17 protein-coding genes and 3 pseudogenes are annotated in these 17,362 nt (G+C 57.2%); 4 read left to right on the top strand and 16 right to left on the bottom strand.

The features are described from left to right. Positions 1-372 precede the first annotated feature (372 nt). Entirely contained in the window at positions 373-858 is a 486-nt protein-coding gene (locus NQV17_RS29750) for an EamA family transporter (protein WP_257775022.1), read from the bottom strand. 264 nt (positions 859-1,122) lie between these two features. Between NQV17_RS29750 and NQV17_RS29745 the strand changes: the two genes are divergently transcribed. Further along, positions 1,123-2,013, top strand: coding sequence for an IclR family transcriptional regulator (locus NQV17_RS29745; RefSeq protein WP_257775021.1), 891 nt, complete (start codon positions 1,123-1,125; stop codon positions 2,011-2,013). A gap of 172 nt (positions 2,014-2,185) precedes the next feature. Here the strand turns inward: NQV17_RS29745 and NQV17_RS38135 are convergent, their stop codons facing one another. From NQV17_RS38135 to NQV17_RS29705, 9 genes are all read right to left on the bottom strand, one after another. Further along, on the bottom strand, positions 2,186-2,341 hold the full coding sequence (locus NQV17_RS38135; protein ID WP_374692771.1) for a hypothetical protein: 156 nt from the start codon (positions 2,339-2,341) through the stop codon (positions 2,186-2,188). A gap of 266 nt (positions 2,342-2,607) precedes the next feature. Beyond that, positions 2,608-2,943 (bottom strand): NIPSNAP family protein, encoded by a 336-nt coding sequence (locus tag NQV17_RS29735; protein WP_257775019.1) that lies wholly within the window; start codon positions 2,941-2,943, stop codon positions 2,608-2,610. A gap of 70 nt (positions 2,944-3,013) precedes the next feature. After that, positions 3,014-3,304 (bottom strand): FAD-binding protein, encoded by a 291-nt coding sequence (locus NQV17_RS38130; RefSeq protein ID WP_374692774.1) that lies wholly within the window; start codon positions 3,302-3,304, stop codon positions 3,014-3,016. Between the two features lie 13 nt (positions 3,305-3,317). Then, complete coding sequence (locus NQV17_RS38125; protein WP_374692770.1) at positions 3,318-4,082, bottom strand: FAD-binding protein; 765 nt, start codon at positions 4,080-4,082, stop codon at positions 3,318-3,320. A gap of 110 nt (positions 4,083-4,192) precedes the next feature. Beyond that, positions 4,193-4,594 (bottom strand): cupin domain-containing protein, encoded by a 402-nt coding sequence (locus tag NQV17_RS29725; protein ID WP_257775017.1) that lies wholly within the window; start codon positions 4,592-4,594, stop codon positions 4,193-4,195. A gap of 33 nt (positions 4,595-4,627) precedes the next feature. Beyond that, the gene (locus NQV17_RS29720; protein ID WP_257775015.1) at positions 4,628-5,473 is read right to left on the bottom strand and encodes a YunC family protein; all 846 of its coding nucleotides are present in this window, start codon (positions 5,471-5,473) and stop codon (positions 4,628-4,630) included. 47 nt (positions 5,474-5,520) lie between these two features. Further along, positions 5,521-6,207: an EthD family reductase gene (locus NQV17_RS29715; RefSeq protein WP_257775014.1), complete on the bottom strand. Its 687-nt coding sequence runs from the start codon at positions 6,205-6,207 to the stop codon at positions 5,521-5,523. A gap of 32 nt (positions 6,208-6,239) precedes the next feature. Next, on the bottom strand, positions 6,240-7,142 hold the full coding sequence (locus NQV17_RS29710; RefSeq protein ID WP_257775013.1) for a fumarylacetoacetate hydrolase family protein: 903 nt from the start codon (positions 7,140-7,142) through the stop codon (positions 6,240-6,242). Positions 7,143-7,183: 41 nt separating this feature from the next. Beyond that, positions 7,184-8,530, bottom strand: a complete 1,347-nt coding sequence (locus NQV17_RS29705; RefSeq protein WP_257775011.1) for an MFS transporter — start codon at positions 8,528-8,530, stop codon at positions 7,184-7,186. A gap of 743 nt (positions 8,531-9,273) precedes the next feature. Here NQV17_RS29705 and NQV17_RS29700 point away from each other — a divergent pair. Further along, positions 9,274-9,789 (top strand): nuclear transport factor 2 family protein, encoded by a 516-nt coding sequence (locus tag NQV17_RS29700; protein WP_257775010.1) that lies wholly within the window; start codon positions 9,274-9,276, stop codon positions 9,787-9,789. Positions 9,790-9,886: 97 nt separating this feature from the next. Here the strand turns inward: NQV17_RS29700 and NQV17_RS29695 are convergent, their stop codons facing one another. The 5 genes from NQV17_RS29695 to NQV17_RS29675 all read right to left on the bottom strand — a co-directional run bounded on the left by NQV17_RS29695 (position 9,887) and on the right by NQV17_RS29675 (position 14,754). Continuing rightward, a complete protein-coding gene (locus tag NQV17_RS29695; RefSeq protein WP_257775009.1) occupies positions 9,887-11,065 on the bottom strand; it encodes a porin in 1,179 nt (392 codons plus the stop codon). A gap of 443 nt (positions 11,066-11,508) precedes the next feature. Continuing rightward, positions 11,509-12,555, bottom strand: coding sequence for an SDR family oxidoreductase (locus tag NQV17_RS29690; RefSeq protein WP_257775008.1), 1,047 nt, complete (start codon positions 12,553-12,555; stop codon positions 11,509-11,511). A gap of 82 nt (positions 12,556-12,637) precedes the next feature. Next, positions 12,638-13,435, bottom strand: a complete 798-nt coding sequence (locus NQV17_RS29685; protein WP_257775007.1) for an SDR family NAD(P)-dependent oxidoreductase — start codon at positions 13,433-13,435, stop codon at positions 12,638-12,640. After that, complete coding sequence (locus NQV17_RS29680; protein WP_257775006.1) at positions 13,426-14,076, bottom strand: MFS transporter; 651 nt, start codon at positions 14,074-14,076, stop codon at positions 13,426-13,428. The genes NQV17_RS29685 and NQV17_RS29680 overlap by 10 nt, the downstream gene beginning before the upstream one ends. Positions 14,077-14,454: 378 nt before the next feature. Next, entirely contained in the window at positions 14,455-14,754 is a 300-nt protein-coding gene (locus NQV17_RS29675) for a hypothetical protein (protein ID WP_257775005.1), read from the bottom strand. A gap of 512 nt (positions 14,755-15,266) precedes the next feature. On the opposite strand from NQV17_RS29675, the pseudogene NQV17_RS29665 reads away from it, so the two are divergent. After that, positions 15,267-15,422, top strand: a pseudogene (locus tag NQV17_RS29665) (hypothetical protein); the annotation flags it as partial. Between the two features lie 57 nt (positions 15,423-15,479). Continuing rightward, positions 15,480-15,796 (top strand): annotated as a pseudogene (locus tag NQV17_RS29660) (DDE-type integrase/transposase/recombinase); the annotation flags it as partial. Between the two features lie 234 nt (positions 15,797-16,030). Here the strand turns inward: NQV17_RS29660 and NQV17_RS29655 are convergent. After that, positions 16,031-17,317: pseudogene (locus NQV17_RS29655) on the bottom strand (IS110 family transposase). Between the last annotated feature and the right edge of the window lie 45 nt (positions 17,318-17,362).

The following is a 17,362-nucleotide window of genomic DNA, read 5'->3' as shown; positions in this document are numbered from 1 at the left end:
AACACTCATTTCCGTCCAGGATTTCTATAGCAGATCAGTAGTCTTCCGGGTATTGCTGAGAATATGGGAGGAGTTTCGTTACCCCGCTTTCGACGGGCGCGCGTTTGTGTTTCGTGCGACTGGTGTAATAGCGATGACTGCGCTTATCTGAACGGTTTTCCAGACACGCAGGGATTGCGTGAAGCACCAATAAGCTGACACGGTGTCGATGCAGGTTAGGAGCAGCAAGGCATCGTCGATTCGAATGTGGAGCAAGTCACCTTGATGACCGATTGGGGCAAGGTGGAGAGTCGAGACGGTATATCCGAGCATCAAGACGTTGGTGGAGTCGATCTTCGCGATTTGACGTTTTTGCAGGAGTGCAAAGACGTTTCATGAAATCGCAGAGGTGATCATGATGAAAATCCCGAATGACGAGGTCGACTCGCTGGGAAAGGTTTGCGATAACGGTTGGCGCACGAACGTGACCAGACCGACAAAGATCAGCGCGAAACACAACGACTGCGCTCGAGTTACTGTCTCACGAAAAAAGACGTGAACGCCCACTGCGAGAAACAAAGGGTCAAGCTGCAAAAGTAAAGTGCAAGCTTCCGGCGCGAGGTACGCCGTGCCCCGGGACGCGAAGGCATAGTTCCTCGCCAGCGCGAAAGATGCTGCGATCAATAGAATTAAATCGGCACCCTGCATTCTGCAAACCTGCAACCACGACGATGTTCTCCATGTTGTGAGAGCCATGAACGTGCCACTGAAAGTGAAGCGCACCCAGGTAAAGGTAAGCGGATCGGTGATCGGATGGGTCAGTTTGAGAAGAAGGGTAACGCTGCTCCATGAAACCACAATCAGCGTGCTGAAGAGCAATCCGGCACTGATTCTTCTGTCCGTCGAGCTTGTCACTGTTTGAGGTTTAGTGTTTGGAGCGTTGCAAGTCCGAGACGGTGCGTCGTCTACGAATCACACCGAGGCCTCACCTCTTTCGAATGGCAGATAGAGGTGGCAACTCCCCGAGTACGTCTCGATGAGACAGAGCCGAAAAAGTGAATTAACGGGAATTCTCTTATTGCGAGACTTTTATATGTGTGATAGCGTCGGATTGTGTCTCTTCATGTAGACGGTGCTCATTCCATGGCAGCAAAGAAACCTGAAACCGAACAGTCCTCGGGACGCCCCGATAGCAGCACGGAGCGCGTCCTGGGTCTTCTTGACCTTTTCACGCCTGAGCATGCGATTTGGACCGCTGACATGCTTATCGAGCACCAAGGTCTGGGGCGTGCGACGGTCTACCGATACTTGCGGGCGCTCACAGATTCGGGGTTTTTGACCCCGGTCGGTGGCGGAGGCTATGCACTCGGTCCCAGGTTCATCGAAATGGACAGACAAATTCGTCTGGCTGACCCGCTGTTGCAGATCGCGCCGCCATTGATGGAAGCCATGCGTGACCAAGTTGCCGGTAGTCAGCTTCTTTGCCGTTACTATGGATTGCGAGTCCTGTGTATTCATCAGGAGCAAACTGACGCTCGGATTCATTCCGCGTTTCAACGTGGAAAACCGTTTCCGTTGTTCAAAGGATCGCCTTCGCGGATTATCCTCGCGAATCTTCCCCAGCCGCGCTTGCAGAAGCTCTTCCTGTACCATTCTGACGAGATTAAGGCTGCCAACTTGGGAGATTCCTGGATCGAATTCCGTGACCAAATGCGCGCGATCCGTAAAACGGGATACTCCGTCGCTAGCGATTTGGACAAAACGCTCGTCGGTGTTTCCGCTCCGATTTTCGTGGGCCCGGACGAAGTGACCGGCAGCTTGTGTCTCGTTCGTCTACGCGCGGAATGCGACGACAAGGACATTGAGCGCCTCGGCGAGTTCGCTATGGAAGGCGCGAACGAAATCACTTCTCGGTTGAAAACTGGGCGAGTACCTCCGGCTGAGACCGCCGCCGTTACTGAACCGAAAGAGCGCTCGAAGCGGCCTCGTAAGCAGGCTCAGGCGCACTCGGAGCGCCAGCGGGAACGTGCGTAATCCGGCACGAGGGCGTATTCACACAAGTGAGTCGCTGTCGTAGTTTACGACAGTGACCTACCAGAAAACCGCGTTCAGTTATTTGGCATCAGGCCTCCACCCACGGCATTGTTCTGCAGGGGGTTGAACGTGCATCGTCGTGGCTTGCAAAAAACCGCCGTCCACAACGTTTTCATGGCCACTGATGAATGGCTTCATCGTCGCCCGCAAGAAAAGTCACCGCCTTGGCAATGTCTTCGGGCGATCCGAGTTTTCGGCTAGCAACCGACCGGAAGCGCCGGGCAATTATCTCTAGCGAGCCATAGCTCCCCTTGCTCAAGTCGGTCATGATGAAGCCGGGCACACTGCATTTGCCTGGATTCCACGTGAACCGCCATTCAACGTCGGTGTGCCGCGTGAATTCCTGTACGCTGGCTTTCGTGGTGCCGTAAGGGGGCAACCGTTCGGCGAAGATCCTGAGATAGAATCGATTTTCACGATGCTTCTGCGTCCGTGATCCAGCATCAACCTTCCGATGTGCTTCGTCATCAAGAAAACACTACGGAAGTCAGTAGATGTCTTTGAGCTCATGATCTTGCCGCGGCCGGCACAGAATCAGTCTTGGTTCAAGACCTGAGGTACGGTGAACGGCGTAGGGGTGAGGAGGCGATTGTTCATCGTACGAATCATCGGTCGGACTTTTGCGAGAAATTCCTGCCATTTCGGTTCGGTCGCGAGACGTGCACGACGCTGTTGACGTTCCTCGAAGCTATCGTATTTCCAGAGGCTAACGAGCGCGTTTAGTTCGCCTACCTCAGCCGTGTAATAGCCCAGAAAGCCCCCTAGGATGCTCGCTTGCAACTCGCGGGCACCGCGCTCGTACTCGTCGAAATAGTCTTTCGGTCCGAAATGGGTATGGAGCACATATACGCGTTCTTCGACAATAGCCATGTTTTCCTCATTTTCTCGAAAGAAGGGTGTTGAATTTGAAACAGAACTAACGGCCTCGATCGGTCGATGCCTATCGAAAGTTCGGAAGGCAGCGCCCCGGAGGCGCAACTTGTGCCGCGTTATCTGGCGCTGATGATTTTATGGGAGCGGAGTAGCCGATCGGAGCTTCCCCTGCCGCGGTCTTCTCGTTTTCGACATGTTCTCCAGCGACAAACCCGAAGGTCATCGCGGGACCAAGCGTGATGCCACCGTCGAGGTGGCTTCGTCCCATTGCGCTCACCGCGTCGTTGCCCACGGCATACAGACCGTCGACGACCTTTCCACCTTGAACGAGGACACGCCCGTACTCGTCCGTCGAGATGCCTGCGAAGGTCTTAAGATCGCAAGCCCGACGTGGATCGCGTAGAAAGTGCGACGCGCGATGTGAGCGACGCAGTGATTCGGCAAACGACGTGAGTCACACAGGAATCGGTTGTATGCAGATTCACCGCGACCGAATTGCCCGTCACCGCCTTGTCGGGCACCTTTGGTGAATTCGTCGAGCGTCTGCTGCAGACCGGCGCTGTCCATGTCGGCTTGGCAACGTAGCACACTGAGCGCATTGATCGCGTGGCGTTGAAGAAGTGCTTAATTTCCTGTCCAGCATTGAACATCATGCCGACGAAAGTATTCTCTGGCAGCGGCGGTCTCAACCAACCTAAGCGCTTCCCGAGCGCGCGTCCGTCGAAAGGGGCTGCAAGGATTGATCGCCCTCCGGGACGGCCATCGGCCGCGGGAGGGTGATAGTCTGAAAACTCGGGTACCGCTACGAACTTTACCGATGTCTCTTTCTGAAACCAGTCCACCATTCGGGAACCGTTTCGGACGAAAGCCCAGAAACGGTTTGCATCGAAGGCTCGTCCGGCTTCATGCTTGAGGTACGACGTTACATGTTCTTCCTCATCAACAACGCCGGCTGCCCGAGACAGGCTATTGTGAGGGATCCAGAGCACGCCTCCGGAGCGTACGGTGGAGCAACCGATGGCTTCGTCCTTCTTAATGACCAGGACGGACGTACCGTGATTTCGAGCAGTAATCACCGCGGCCGTACCCTCGGCTCCGCTGCCGACTACCACTACATCGTAGGTTTCAGTTGCCATCGATTCGACCCAGAATATGGCGAGCTTTTGCCACGTGACTCAATGCGAGTCAATTGCGCGACCGAAGCGCCGATTTCAGTCGGCGCGTCGGCCGCGCATGGCGCCGCGGTTTACTTCAATTCTTGACCAGCAAACTCGCCCTGCAAGAAGACGTTCGGCTTCAGGAAGAAGGAGATGACCAGCGCGCCATTGGGGGAGCGGGCGAGGTGACGATTTCCCTTCGGGCGCCAGACATAGTCACCGGCGCGTACTTCGCCTTCATCGTCCACGATGCTGCCCTTGAGAACGTACGTTTGCTCGACTTCCACATGCTCATGCAATGGAAGCCGCGTGCCGGGCTGCCAGCGGAATAGCGCAGTGAGCAGACCCGTTTCCGGCTCTTCCATCAAGATCTTCATGTCGATGCCAGGGGTCGGCGTCGGTTTCCACGGCAACTTGTCGACTTCAACGTACCGCGATTCGAGCGGACCCAATCCGCTGTGAGCCGGCATCAGGGGAGTAGTGATGGTCATGATTGATCTCCGTGATTTAGATAGAGATGCGCCTTAGCTCAACAGGTGACGAGCGGCCTCGCGCGCCGACTGCCCGACGCGGACGCCCGCGGCTTCAGCGAGCTTGTTCATGTGACTGATGACGCCGTCGAAATAGGTGCTCTGGCCATCACCCATGCGCGCCGTGTTGGCATCGACCGAAGCGCCCGGTATGCCGTCGGCATCCATGATGTCGAGCGCAGAGATCCCCGACTGATTTTTCCCGATACCGCCGTCCGAACAGATGAATGCCCACGGGCGGAAGCTGCGGAAGTATTCGATTACGCTGCGACCGGTGTGACCGGCCGTACAAAGGACATTTCGTTCGAAATCTTCGGGCAACGCGAAGGCGATGCTGTCCGTGCAGACGATGCTGCGGCCGGTCGATTCGTCCTTTTCGATGACGAGCCGGCGCGCGGGATCAAAGGACGCGGGTCTGCGCGATCCAGTCAAGAGGGCCTGTGCTGCGTCCTTCACCGACATACCGACCTCGAGCCCGAGTTTCTGGGCCGCATCATTGAGTCGCGAGATGACACCGCATTCGTACATGTCGGCGCCATTGCCCATCTCAGCCGTCATGACATCCGTTGCTGCGGCAGGAACGTTGAGCGCTTCATAGAACCACAGGCCGCTGATTCCGGCGCCGTCCTTGCCGATAGCACAGTCCAGTCCGATGGCCGCCCGGGGCTTGGCCTTTATGATCATCTTTGCGCAAAGTACGCCTGCGTAGGACGCAGCAACGATAACGTCGTTTTCCGATGGGCTATTCTTGAGATAGTCCTCGACGTGGGTCGCCGAGTCGAAGACAAGCACTCGACCGGTGTCAAAAGTTTTTACGTCGGGGGGAGTCGAATTGCTCACTGTGCTCTCCGTATCTGATTAGGCGATGTGCTCGGAGGTCGCCGAGATCAAACGATGGTCCTTTCTTCGATGACGTAGACTCCGATCGTCTTGAGAAGCGGATCCTCGTGGATCAGTTTCTTGCCTTCGGTCGACGCGACCCAATCCTTGGTCTCCGAGGCATCGCCGAACCACGCTTCCGTGATCGCCTCAACTGGCAGCGAGCCTTGGGGAACTCCAGCGAAGACGGGGTGCGCGCGATCGATGACGAAGTTCTGGATCAGGCCTTTGAAAGCACCGGATTTCCGGAATTGCTCGCCGGACTCCGACGCCCATTTATCTCGAAGGGGCGCGCCGCTTTCGTCGCCTCGTGCGACTGACATCCAGAGCAGCTTCGTGCGAAGCATTGCATCTCCCTTCGGTGGCGGTTCGATCACGACTTTCGGGACCAGTACGAGGATCGTGATCGCGCCTTGGAAATTGCGAATGTCTTCTTTGGCGGCTGCGTACTCGGGGGACACTTCCGAGCGCTCCATTGCGGCGATATCATCGAACGCCAGCTGCGAGATACCATCAATGTCATGATCGAGAGGTTCTGAGGTCTCGTACAGCCTTTCGACGATGTGGTTCTGGCGATAGGAATGCAGACCTGGCATATCCTTCGCGAGCACGCCGTGGACGTTGATCCAGTGTTGCTTGAATTCTTCTGCGGTCAGACCGGACTTTCTGCTAAATACTGCGGAACGGTAGATCAATTGAGTCACCTTACTGTCGAAGTGCCAATCTATTAGTCAACGATACGATTCATCAGGTCGCCAATCCCCGAAATCCTCGCGAGCACCATGTCACCAGCGACAAGCCGCCGAGGAGGCGTCATGGCGAACCCGACACCGCTGGGCGTGCCGGTGGCGATGATGTCGCCCGGCTCAAGCGTCAGACCCGCAGAGAGCTGTTCGATGATTTCTGGCACAGTGAAAAGCATGTCTATAGTGTTTGCGTGTTGCCGAAGCTCACCGTTCACATACAACTCGAGCTGCAGCTCCTGCGCGTTCGGCAACGCGGATCGATTTACGACCACCGGACCGATCGGACACGTGGTATCCAGCGCTTTTCCTTTAAACCACTGTCCGTGGCTCTTCTGCAAATCACGGGCCGTGATGTCATTGATAACTGTGTAGCCGAAGACATACTCCAGAGCTTCCTCGCGCCGGATGTTCGTTCCTCGACGGCCGATGACAATGCCGAGTTCGACTTCGTAGTCCAACAGTTCCGTCACATCTGCATGTGCCCTGACGGAAGCGCCGTGACCGACCACCGTCGTAGGCGGCTTGCTGAAGAACTCGGGCGCCATCGGGAAGTTGTGTGGATCTCGTCCAGCAGCGCGATTTCCTTCGATGATGTGCTCTCGATAGTTGCGGCCGACACAGAACACGTTCTTCTTCGGGAACGCGATCGGCGGCATGAATTCGACATCCGTCGTCGACAGTACATGATCAGCGTCGTGAGCCTTCGAAACACGCTCTTTGAGCTCGCACACGTCGATGTTCGACGAGATCAAATCTGCGAGGTCTCGCGGCGCCTCGCCTGTGAAGAGGTCGTTCCAACTGCGAGTGAGGTTGTAGACGGTGCTTTCGTCGAGAACGAGCCCAAGCTGCGGCTTGCCGTCAAGCTTGAAAGTCAAAAATTTCATGTTCGGATCGAGTTAACGGAGTCAAAGGAAACAACAAAGAATCAAGAGACTCCGAGCACTTCACCCGGCTGCGTCGACTGACGCCGCTCGTGCTTTCGAGTGATGGAAGTACTGACCGCAAATGCCAGGAAGGCTGAAAAGAAGAAGAATCCCGACATCACATAGAGGCCCGCACGGCTGTTACCGGTGAGTTCAGTCAAAAGCCCAAGGATCCAGGGACCGGCGAGGCCGCTCAGGTTGCCGAGCGAATTGACCATCGCCAGTGCAATTGCGTTCATGGCGCCTTGGAAAACAAGCGACGGCATAGTCCAGAACAGCGGCACTGCACCCTGCATCCCGGCGGCGCCCAGGCAAAGGCCGATGAGTGCGATAACCGGCGACTGAACGTAGGCGCTGAGGAAAAGTCCGAGGCCTGCTGCACAGAGAAGCACAAGCATGTGCCAGCGACGATCGCCCGTCCGACTCGAAGTTTTCGACACGATGAGGATCACCGCGACCGCAGCGACCCAGGGGATCGCGGAGATAAGTCCCGCGTCGACTGCGCCTACGTGGAATCGCTCCTGAACAATCTTGGGAAGGAAGTAAGTAACCGACCAGAAAGCGATAACGAACGAGAAGTAAAGTGCGGAAAAAACCCATGAGAGGCCGTCTTTTGCGATTTTGAGGAGAAGCGTTGTCTCGCTCTCGTGGCGTTCAACGGGGACTGCCACCTGCTGATTGATAAACTTGGCCTCGTCGGGCGTCAACCAGCGCGCGTCCTGCGGGCGCGCTGGCATGTACTTGAACATGTAGAAGCCGAGCGCCACCGCCGGCACCCCCTCGAGGACGAACACCCACTGCCATCCGGCGAAACCCCGCGCACCATCGAGCAACAAAAGTCCGGAAGTGACAATAGATCCCGCTGCCAGCGCGATAGGTACGCACACTTCAAAGATTGAGTAAGCACGATGAAGTGAGCGCTTCGGGTACCACAGGGTCAGGTAAAACAACACGCCGGGGTAGAAACCCGCTTCAGCCACCCCGAGCAAAATCCGCAATACATAGAACGACTTGGCTCCCTGCGAAGCCGCAAGGGCGACCGTGACGAGCCCCCACGTGATCAGAATTCGGCTAAGCCATACGCGAGCGCCGTACTTCGTGATCGCAACGTTAGAGGGAATCTCGAAGAGGAGGTAGCCGATATAGAACAAGCCAGCAGCGAGGCCGAATCCAGAAGGGGTCAGACCGAGTGCTTTCGTGAGCGGCGTGTACATCACGCCCACATTCGCTCGATCGATGAACGAAATGAAATAACCGAGCAACAGCAGCGGCATCAGTCGCCAACTGATCTTGCGGAACAGATTCCGCTCCAACTGCTCATTTGCAGATACCTGCGGGCTTGCGTCCATTTGTCTCTCCATGACAACTCGAGGGGGCACCCTTGATCAGTGTGTACTGCACGGTCAGAACGACCAAGTGCACGACACATGAACGTTCTCTTTCCGAGTGTTTTTATTGTGATCTCTTATTGTGAGACTTTCAATAAGTATCGTTCGTGTTCAGGGTAATTCCTGAGTCTCGGCCAACTGAGACAACGGATGCGAAGATCTCCGCCTGGACACACGAGGGAACTCGAGTTGGCGCGCCGATTCGGCGCGAAGCGCACGCCGTGTCGGTAGGTCCAGCAACGCATATAATATCGAATGTGGAGAATTTAATGTAGTCTCGTATATGCAGATGTGCCCTAAGTTCGAACGCGAAGATCAAAGTGACTGCCCGGGATCTCCGGTTGCGAGGTCGAACCACGCGTAAAAAGCGGGCCGGACGAATTCGTCGTAAGAAACGACGCTCGCGAAACGATTTCAATCCGCCAGAGATGGCCACAGGTAGGAGAGAAGATGCAGTTCGCAAATAAGGTATGTGTAGTGACAGGCAGCTCAGTTGGTATCGGCGAGGCGATTGTTCGAGCGTTCGATGCTCAAGGGGCGCAGACGGTGAAACGATAAGCCCCGACGGCGGACTCATCACCATCTAAGCGGCATCCGCGCGGTAACCCTGAAGATCCCGCGCGTCCTCGGGTACGCCGACTCCGCGTCAGCATCCAGGCGTGCCGGCCGATGCGACCCAACGACAAACATTATTGGAGGTTCTTTTGAGCGTAACCGACATCCAGCGGCAGGTTGACATCACTGCAATCAGCCAACTGAAGGCTAGATACTGCCGCTTCATCGACACCAAGCAATGGGAGCCGCTTCGAAGCCTTTTCGCGCACGACGCGAAGTTTGAGGGTTTCGGATCCGCACCGAATGGCGCTGATGTCGACACGTTCGTCCGCGGCGTATCGGGCCGCTTGGAACAAGTTGTGAGCATTCACCACTGCCACATGCCCGAAATTGTTTTTCTCGACGAGAACAACGCACGCGGCATATGGGCGATGATGGACTATCTTGAATGGCCGGAAGGAAAGAGTCCCCAAGAGGCGCTGGGCGCTCGCGGCTTCTGTGGATACGGGCACTACGAAGAGCAATATCGCCGAGACGCTGACGGCTGGAAATTCAGCTTCCTTCGGCTTACGCGACTGCGCGTTGATGCGCTTTCAGACAATCACTCGGAACTGCGGCCAGTATCACGACCCCATGATCCTCGGTGGTTGGACGCCGGAGACTGAGTAGCTTTCCGTTGGCGGAGAGACGCCACGGCGTCCCTCCGCCAAGCGAGGAGCGCTATGCCAAACAGTACATAGCGCTCGCCGCGGCGTCACCGTGTCAGAACTTGTGACGCATTGCAACTCGGACCAAAGTCTGATGGTCGTTTGAGGAATCTCCCGAGTTACCGATGTTGGCCACCGCTGCCGTACCTGTCGACGACATACCGGAAGCCTTCTGAAATGCTACTTCCGCATAGACATCGGTCCGCTTCGACAGCAGATAGTCAGCCAGCAAGCTCACTTGATTGATGTGCTGGTTACCAACACTAGCTCCACTCGGTGAAGTGACGCTGTTCCCCTTTGTGTATACGTAGGCAGCTTCGAGAATAATCGTCGGAGTAACCGTCCATCGCGCTCCAACGTCCACCGTGTTGAAATGTGCAGCCGCGTTGCCCAACGCGCTGATATTCGCGTACTGCACGTTCGAGTAATAAACGCCGAAAAGCGCCGATCCAAGAGCGTATGTCGCGCCGGCGCTGGCGACTTGATAAGCGTTGGCCGTGACATAGCCGGAATTCAGCTTTCCGGTGAGAATGGTTCCGCTCGCGTTGCTCGTGAAGAAACCTGCACTTGGGGTGCTTGCGGTCGGATTCTTGAAGTACAGGTAGCCGGCCCCTAAGGTGAAGGGACCATTCGCATAGGATACCCCGGCCGAGTAGCCAGTGCCGGTCGTGAAACTTCCGGGAACACCGCCGATGCCGATTTCGGCGCCGAAGCTCAAACCATGGAAGCTTGGGCTTGCGTATCGGACGGCGTTGTTGGCGCGAAGGGAGTTTGCAGTGTTGTCGATATCGCCCGGGTGTTGGAAGATCTGACTGCCCAGGTAGCCCTGAATCGACACCGGCTGTGTGTAGATGACAATCGCGTCGTACTGTCGACCGAGGGTGACGTTACCATAGGATTGGCTACCAAGGCCAACAAAGGCCTGTCGGCCGAACATCAGGCCGCCTTGACCAAGTGCACCGTTGTTCAAGTTCATTCCCGACTCGAGCGTGAAGATCGCCTTGTTGCCGCCGCCGAGATCCTCACTTCCCTTCAAGCCCCATCTACTTCCGTTGATCCCGTTCAGCGAGTCGAGATACCATTTTCGGCCGCCCGCTGGCGATGTAGATGTCACATTGTTATTGAACATAAAGCCTTCGTCGAGCACGCCGTACAACGTCAGCGTACTCTGCGCATATGAAGCACTACTAAGCGATAGAACCGAAATCACTACAATCGACGGCAAAAATCTCACGACCTATCTCCTTTGTGGTTTTACTAGATGAACTTCAAGGGTGGTTCGTCCGATGATCCGGCGGAAACGTTCTATGAACGTAGACACGAACCGGCATTCCGGAAGAAATGCAGAACTGAGCTGCCTCTATGGACCGGCGTCGCGCTTAGATCGTCGCGGTGCTTCGACAACGTCCGGGGCGGCACTGCGGCGAGATATCTTGCTACTCGGAATGAATGACGTGACGGCGGAGATCACAAAGCTCCCCATGATCCAGAGTCCAACTCTGCCGCTGCCTGTCATTTCGGTGAAAAATCCTAGCCCCCCGGGGACCGGCGACACCGCTGAGGTTGCCCAATGAATTGATCATCGCGAAGACCGCCGCAGCCAGCCTCGTGTCACCTTCGGCGCGGTCGAGCGCGAGGTGAGGCGACGCAAGCCGGAATAACAGGTGGCTCAGGCAGTCACGGAATGAGCTTCTTTTCGCGCAGTTCGCGGAAACGCATCTCGAGTGCGGTCTCGGCCGATACGGAACCATTGAAGCCGGCTCGTCGGATCTTCCCAAGTTCAAGCACCACGTCGTTGCAGAACGCCGAGTTGAACATGTAATCGGCCCACTTCCAGTCCACTAGCTTTGTGATGTCGGGCTGACGTAGAGCGTATCGCTCCGCGATCTTCTGCCATGTTCCCTGCATACACAGCGCTAGTTGCTGGAGTGGAACCGGCAGGGGTTCCGCAGTATCGAGGCCAAAGAAATCCGCCAACGTTGGCCAAACATAGCGCCAGCGCCCCGGATCTCCGTTCGCGATATTGAACATTTCGTTCGCGGCGGTCGGTGCTTCGGCGGCCCAATGCGCTGCGTCCGCGATCACGTTCGCGTCTGCGAGGTGGTGAAGCGAGTTCCAAGCACTGGTCGGTCCTGGAAAGCGGAGCGGAACGCCCGACTCTCGAGAAAGTGTGGCGAGCACCGCGATCGCCATCACGAGATTCATTGGAGACCGTTCCGAGAACCCGGTCACATATGGAGGGACGAGGTTGGTCCAACTCCACTGGGCCGCCGCGGCGCGCTGCTCGAGATAATCCTGCTGGTTGTAGTAGAAGTTGGGGCCCAAATGCCGCGGATCCGTTTCCCGAGCCGGCGTCTTGATGGCCCCCCATTGCACACCGTAGTATTTGCCACCTGTGATAAGCACAACCCGCTCGAGCAGAGAGCGAGCCTCGGCCAAGTCGATCGCGTGGCGCAGCATCGTCACATTGGGCTCGATTTCTTCGAACCGATTCGGCCGGGACTGATATGCCGCGAAGAAGAGATGGGTGACGGGCCGGATGTTGCTCGCAGCTCGCGTGACCTGGGCTTCGTCCATTATATCCACCGCGACGCCCTCGCACCCGTCGAGGGAAGTACCCGCACGGGTGACGCAGGTGACATGCCACTTCCCAGAGGAAGCCAGTTCCCGTGCGATCGCACCACCGATTACTCCTGTCGCGCCCACCACCAAGGCGTGTTTCATATCGTCTTCAGCTCCAACAGCAGTTATTGACCGTTACCCAATTTTTGGTCGGCCTCCGCCGACATCACGTGCGGAGACGCTCTTACTCAGAAAATCCACCATATTGATGTTCCGGTCGCTGCGCGTGCATCAACGTCGTTTGCAGGAAGCCGCCGTCCACCGTCACGTCTTGGCCGGTGATATATGCGGAGGCGTCGCTTGCAAAGAAGGTCACTGCCTGCGCAACCTCGTCGGTTGAAGCGAGCCGGCGAAGAGGAACCATGCCCACGCGCTTTTCGTACAAATCAGTGGTGTACTGCGCCTCCGAAAGGGGTGTTCGTACGAAACCGGGCGATACCGAATTGCAACGCACCCCACGCGGCCCCCATTCGACTGCGGTGTGGCGGGTCAGCGCCAACACTGCCGCTTTCGTCACCCCATACGGTGCAGAAGTGTTGGGACTGTGTGCCGCCGTCGATCCAATGTTGACAATACTGCCTCGACGGACACGAAGCATCATCTCTCCAAAATAGCGCGTACAGTGAAACACGCTCATCAGATTGACGGAAAGAGCTTTTTGAACGTCACTTGACGACAGGGTTTCAAGAGACGATGGCGGCGGAAGGATTGCAGCGTTATTGACGAGGATGTCGCAATTGCCGTAACGCTCACTGACCGCGTTCGCCGCGTCGCAGACCGCCTGTTCGTCGGAAACATCGCAGACCACGGCGAAAACATCGTGCCCCTCCGTGCAAAGGGTTTCCACGAGGGGAGCCATCGCTTCGGCCGAGATGTCGACCAATGCGACGGAAGCCCCTTGCTCCACTAGCAGTCGCGTAATCGCTTGTCCAATTCCGCCAGCGGCACCGGTGACCGCCGCGACCTTTCCCTTCAGTTCCATTCAGCAACTCCTCGTAGTAACAATTGTGGCGCATCATCCGCAACCGCGCGCCGGTTCAATTTCGAATCGTTATCGCTTGATAGAAGCAGATCGTCGGTGCGCACCATGAAAGCGCCAAACAGACCACGCTTGTTGGATGGAGCACGTTCCATCGTCACCAGTTGTGCGCCAGTGGCTTCGCCGCCCAGCACGAAGCCTTGGATAAATCGTAAGACCACGAAAAAGACCGGAGCGACCAGCCCGAATGTGGCGTACGTTGGAAAACAATCGATGAGGAACGATGAGATGCCTGTTACGCAGAGTGTGTAGGGCAGAACGTTTCTTCGGCCCTGCCGATCCTCGAGCATGCCGAAGAACAGACTGCCCAGCGGTCGCGCAAAGAAACCGACACCGGACGCCGCAAACGCTGCCAGGATCCCCATGTTCGGATCCATCGACGAGAAGACGATTGTCGGAAAAGTGGTGGCTGCTACCGCACCGTAGGCCGTGAAGTCGATCCACTCGACCGCCGAACCGATCGTGCTGGCGATGGTCGTGCGTTTGGCCATTGAACTGGCCGGCGCCTCATCTGCCCCTGCCTTCTCTACCTGAGTCTCCATCACCTCAGCCCCCGGCTGTTCTGCGGACGTGCGTCCGATCACGCATCAAGACTTCCTATTAGGTCGACACATCGGTGACCCTGGTCTCAACACGGCCTTCAATTCTTTGCGGGACGGAGGTCCAAGTCGAGCATGCTTGGGAGGAAAAGAGGGCGTTACGCCCCAACGACATTCCTGAGCCGCCGGCGCGCCACTGGCCTTCCGTACCGTCAGTCCGAGATCGGAGTGTGCAAGTCCGACGCTACGGACACAAGATGGTAGTATCCCGTATCGAGGATATTACATTGTCTCGAAATACGGGACTCTGTAGAGCCCGCGTTGTCGGATCAACGGTGGCGGCGGAAACCCAATCGCCCTGTCTTGCGCGCAATTTGAGTGGATAAATACAGCGGTAACTAGTACAACATCCCGCAAATGGGTTTAATAATTATCCGGCTGCAAGTACGGCTGCAGCAGCGTGACGACCACCCCGGCCATCTCGTCGAGCGTGCCGGTGCCTGGCATGGGTGCCCAACGTCCACTATGGCCGCGAAAGGGGGCACCCAAAGGATTGCGGCCGAGTTCGGTCAACCGAGCCACCACGGTCGGCTCCTCGTCATCCATACGTTTGATCAGCAGGTGACGCGCGTAGGCTTGCGTGACGATCTGCTCATGGCCGAGCAGACTGCGCAGTTGCCGCTGCGGTGCAGCAACGTAGTGTTTGGCAGGTGAAGCTGACACGTCGGCCCCTCGACGACGATGCGCCGCCTTGTAGCGGATAGCGCCGGAAACTCCATTTGAAGGGGCGTGTGGCCTGATTCTGTTCGTCGACGAACTGCTCGGTGCGCTCGCGAACGTGCGCGGTGCCGGTGTGACTGGCGTAGCGCAGCACCCGACGCGTGTAGCGGGCAAACCAGAGTTCGATCTGATTGACCCAGCTCGCGTGCAACCGCGTGAAGTGGAAGCGAAACCGCTTGCCGTGCTGCTTGTTGAATGCCTGCCAGACGGCCCGGGCGCGATGCGTGTTCAGGTTGTCCCAAAGCCACGTGCATCTGTTTGCCCAGGTATGCGCCTGCCACACGCGCCAAGAAAGGGGGCGTCAGATCCATCTCAGTAAAATCTGACAGTGTCGCCCGAACGCCTTTTGTAGCAAAGCTTCACCGCCGATTCCGACTATCGTCGGCAATCTCGGCGGTTATCTGCGGTAAGCTATCTACCCGTAATTTCCGATTGCGACCTGGACAGGTCTGCAGATGCCGGGGCTGGGATTTCGCTATGTGGGGCAGTATCGCTTGTTGACACGTCCGTCGGAGTTTGACGTCGAGCGTTACTTCGCGCTGAGCGACAGTGACCTGGCCACGCGCAACGAACGTTTCAGGCGCGATCGCAGAGCGGGTGACGCCATCCAACTGGCCTTTCTGCGGGCCAGCGGCCACACGCTGGACCATGTCCGCAGCTTGCCACAACATCAGGTCAGCAAGAATCGGCTGTACCGCTGTATCGTGAGGAAGGGGCTGTCGCTGCGCTACAGACCAAATCGCAAGCGACGTGCACAGATGAGCCCCCCGGCACGTGCAAGGTCGACGGCGACAAATCGCGCGTGGGGTTTGGACTTCGTCGCTGATCAGGTTTCGAACGGCCAGAGGTTCCGCGCGCTGACCGTCATCGACGTCTTTACGCGTGAAGCACTAGCCATCAATGTTGGTCAGCGACTGAGCGCTTCAGATGTCGTGCGTGCACTGGATGACTGAGGTGCAAACGCGGAGCGCCCCGCACGCTGTTTTTGTGACAACGTTCTAAATGCAAGCGGAATGTGCAACGCAAGGTAAAACGGGGCCGCGCACACGGCGAGATGCAGTGCGCGAGCTGTCAAAGAGCGAACGACAACCAACCAGTGGTCTTCCGCGGCATCGGGGAGGCTTGCTGACCATAGTGGACACAAGATTCATCGCACATGGCGTGATCTTCACCGTACCTAAAACAGCATAGAAGCCCCAGCGGAAGGTCCGAGCATTATCTACGGGGTCGCCTGCGCCCCAACGGCAGCCGAGAGAGGGATCGATCCACTGGGTAAACCGAGTTCGAAGAACTGCCTGTAAGGCTGGTTCTTCTTGATCATGCTGTAAGCCACGCGAGCCATCTTCGCTGCCACGGCGGTGAGCGCCTTGCGCTTGAGGTCAGCGTCGTCCGGATCTGCATGGACGTAACGTTCATATTTCGAGCGGAATGAGTTCTCCTTCATGCGCACGGCAGCCATGCCTGCCATCCAGAAGGCCAGCCGCAATCGTGCATTGCCGCGCTTGGAGAGTTGCTCGCGCCCCCGCTGGGTACCCGACTGTATCTTCGCCAGGTCGAATCCACAGTACTTCAGGAACTGACGGTGGTGACCGAAGCGGCGCAGGTCGCCGGCCTCGGCGAGGATAGTCATGGCGATCACCGAGCCAATGCCAGGCAGCGTCTTCAAATGGGCGAAGTCGATATTGTCGTGAAGCTCCGCCTCGGCGCGCGCTTCGATTGCCGCTCGCAGTACGTTGAGCTCCTGGTACCGGCGAAGGGTAATACGGAATGTCTCGACAGCCAGGCAATCCGGCGCGTGAGGCAAGGCAGCGGTGTGTGCAGCTGTTTCCCATATCTCTTCGAGTTTGGCGCGTTTGTTCACCTTGCGGCCGACCAGATCCCATGCAGCAGCCACAAAGCTCTCGCGATCCAGGGCGCGTACGTGCGTCGGCGTCGGAAACTCGAGCAGGAAACGCACGAACTATTCGTTGCGGGTGGTGCACCAGTAGCGGTGCATCTCCGGGAAGTACAGGGGCAGGCTGTGGTTGATCAGAGAGTGCTGCACCTTGGTGCGTGCACGGGAAACTTGGTAGTAGGTCTTTGCAAGTTCCTGCAGGTCATGATGGCCGGCGATCTGCGGGTCCACGTAACGCTGATATGTGCCACGCCTGAGCATTTCCAGGATGACCTGCGCGTCCTTGGGATCGTTCTTGTCCCAAGAGTTGAACATTGCTTCGCGATACCGCGCCTGTGCCACGGAATTGATGCTGACCACCTCGTGCCCGGCCGTGAGCAGGCGGTGAGCCAGCGGGCGATGGTAGTCGCCGGTCGGCTCAAGCGCTACCCGGCAATTGCCGGGTAGCGCTTGAAGGTAACTCAACAGCCGGTCGAAGTCAGGAGCGCTGTTGGTCATCCGGAAGCGCTGACGCTTCCCGTCCGACAACTCGATCAATACAGCGTTCGAATAACGGGCGATGTCGATCGCAACCAGGTTCAGGGGCAGCGTACCTTCCAGCAAGTCGGCCATTTCGGTTCCCTCCGGCGGGTGGTGAACGGGCAATCCAAAGGATGC

This window comes from Burkholderia sp. SCN-KJ, from assembly GCF_024656005.1.
GTDB lineage: Bacteria > Pseudomonadota > Gammaproteobacteria > Burkholderiales > Burkholderiaceae > Burkholderia.
The sequence above is the reverse complement of the archived record's forward strand: the minus strand, read 5'-3'. Positions and strand labels throughout refer to the sequence as shown.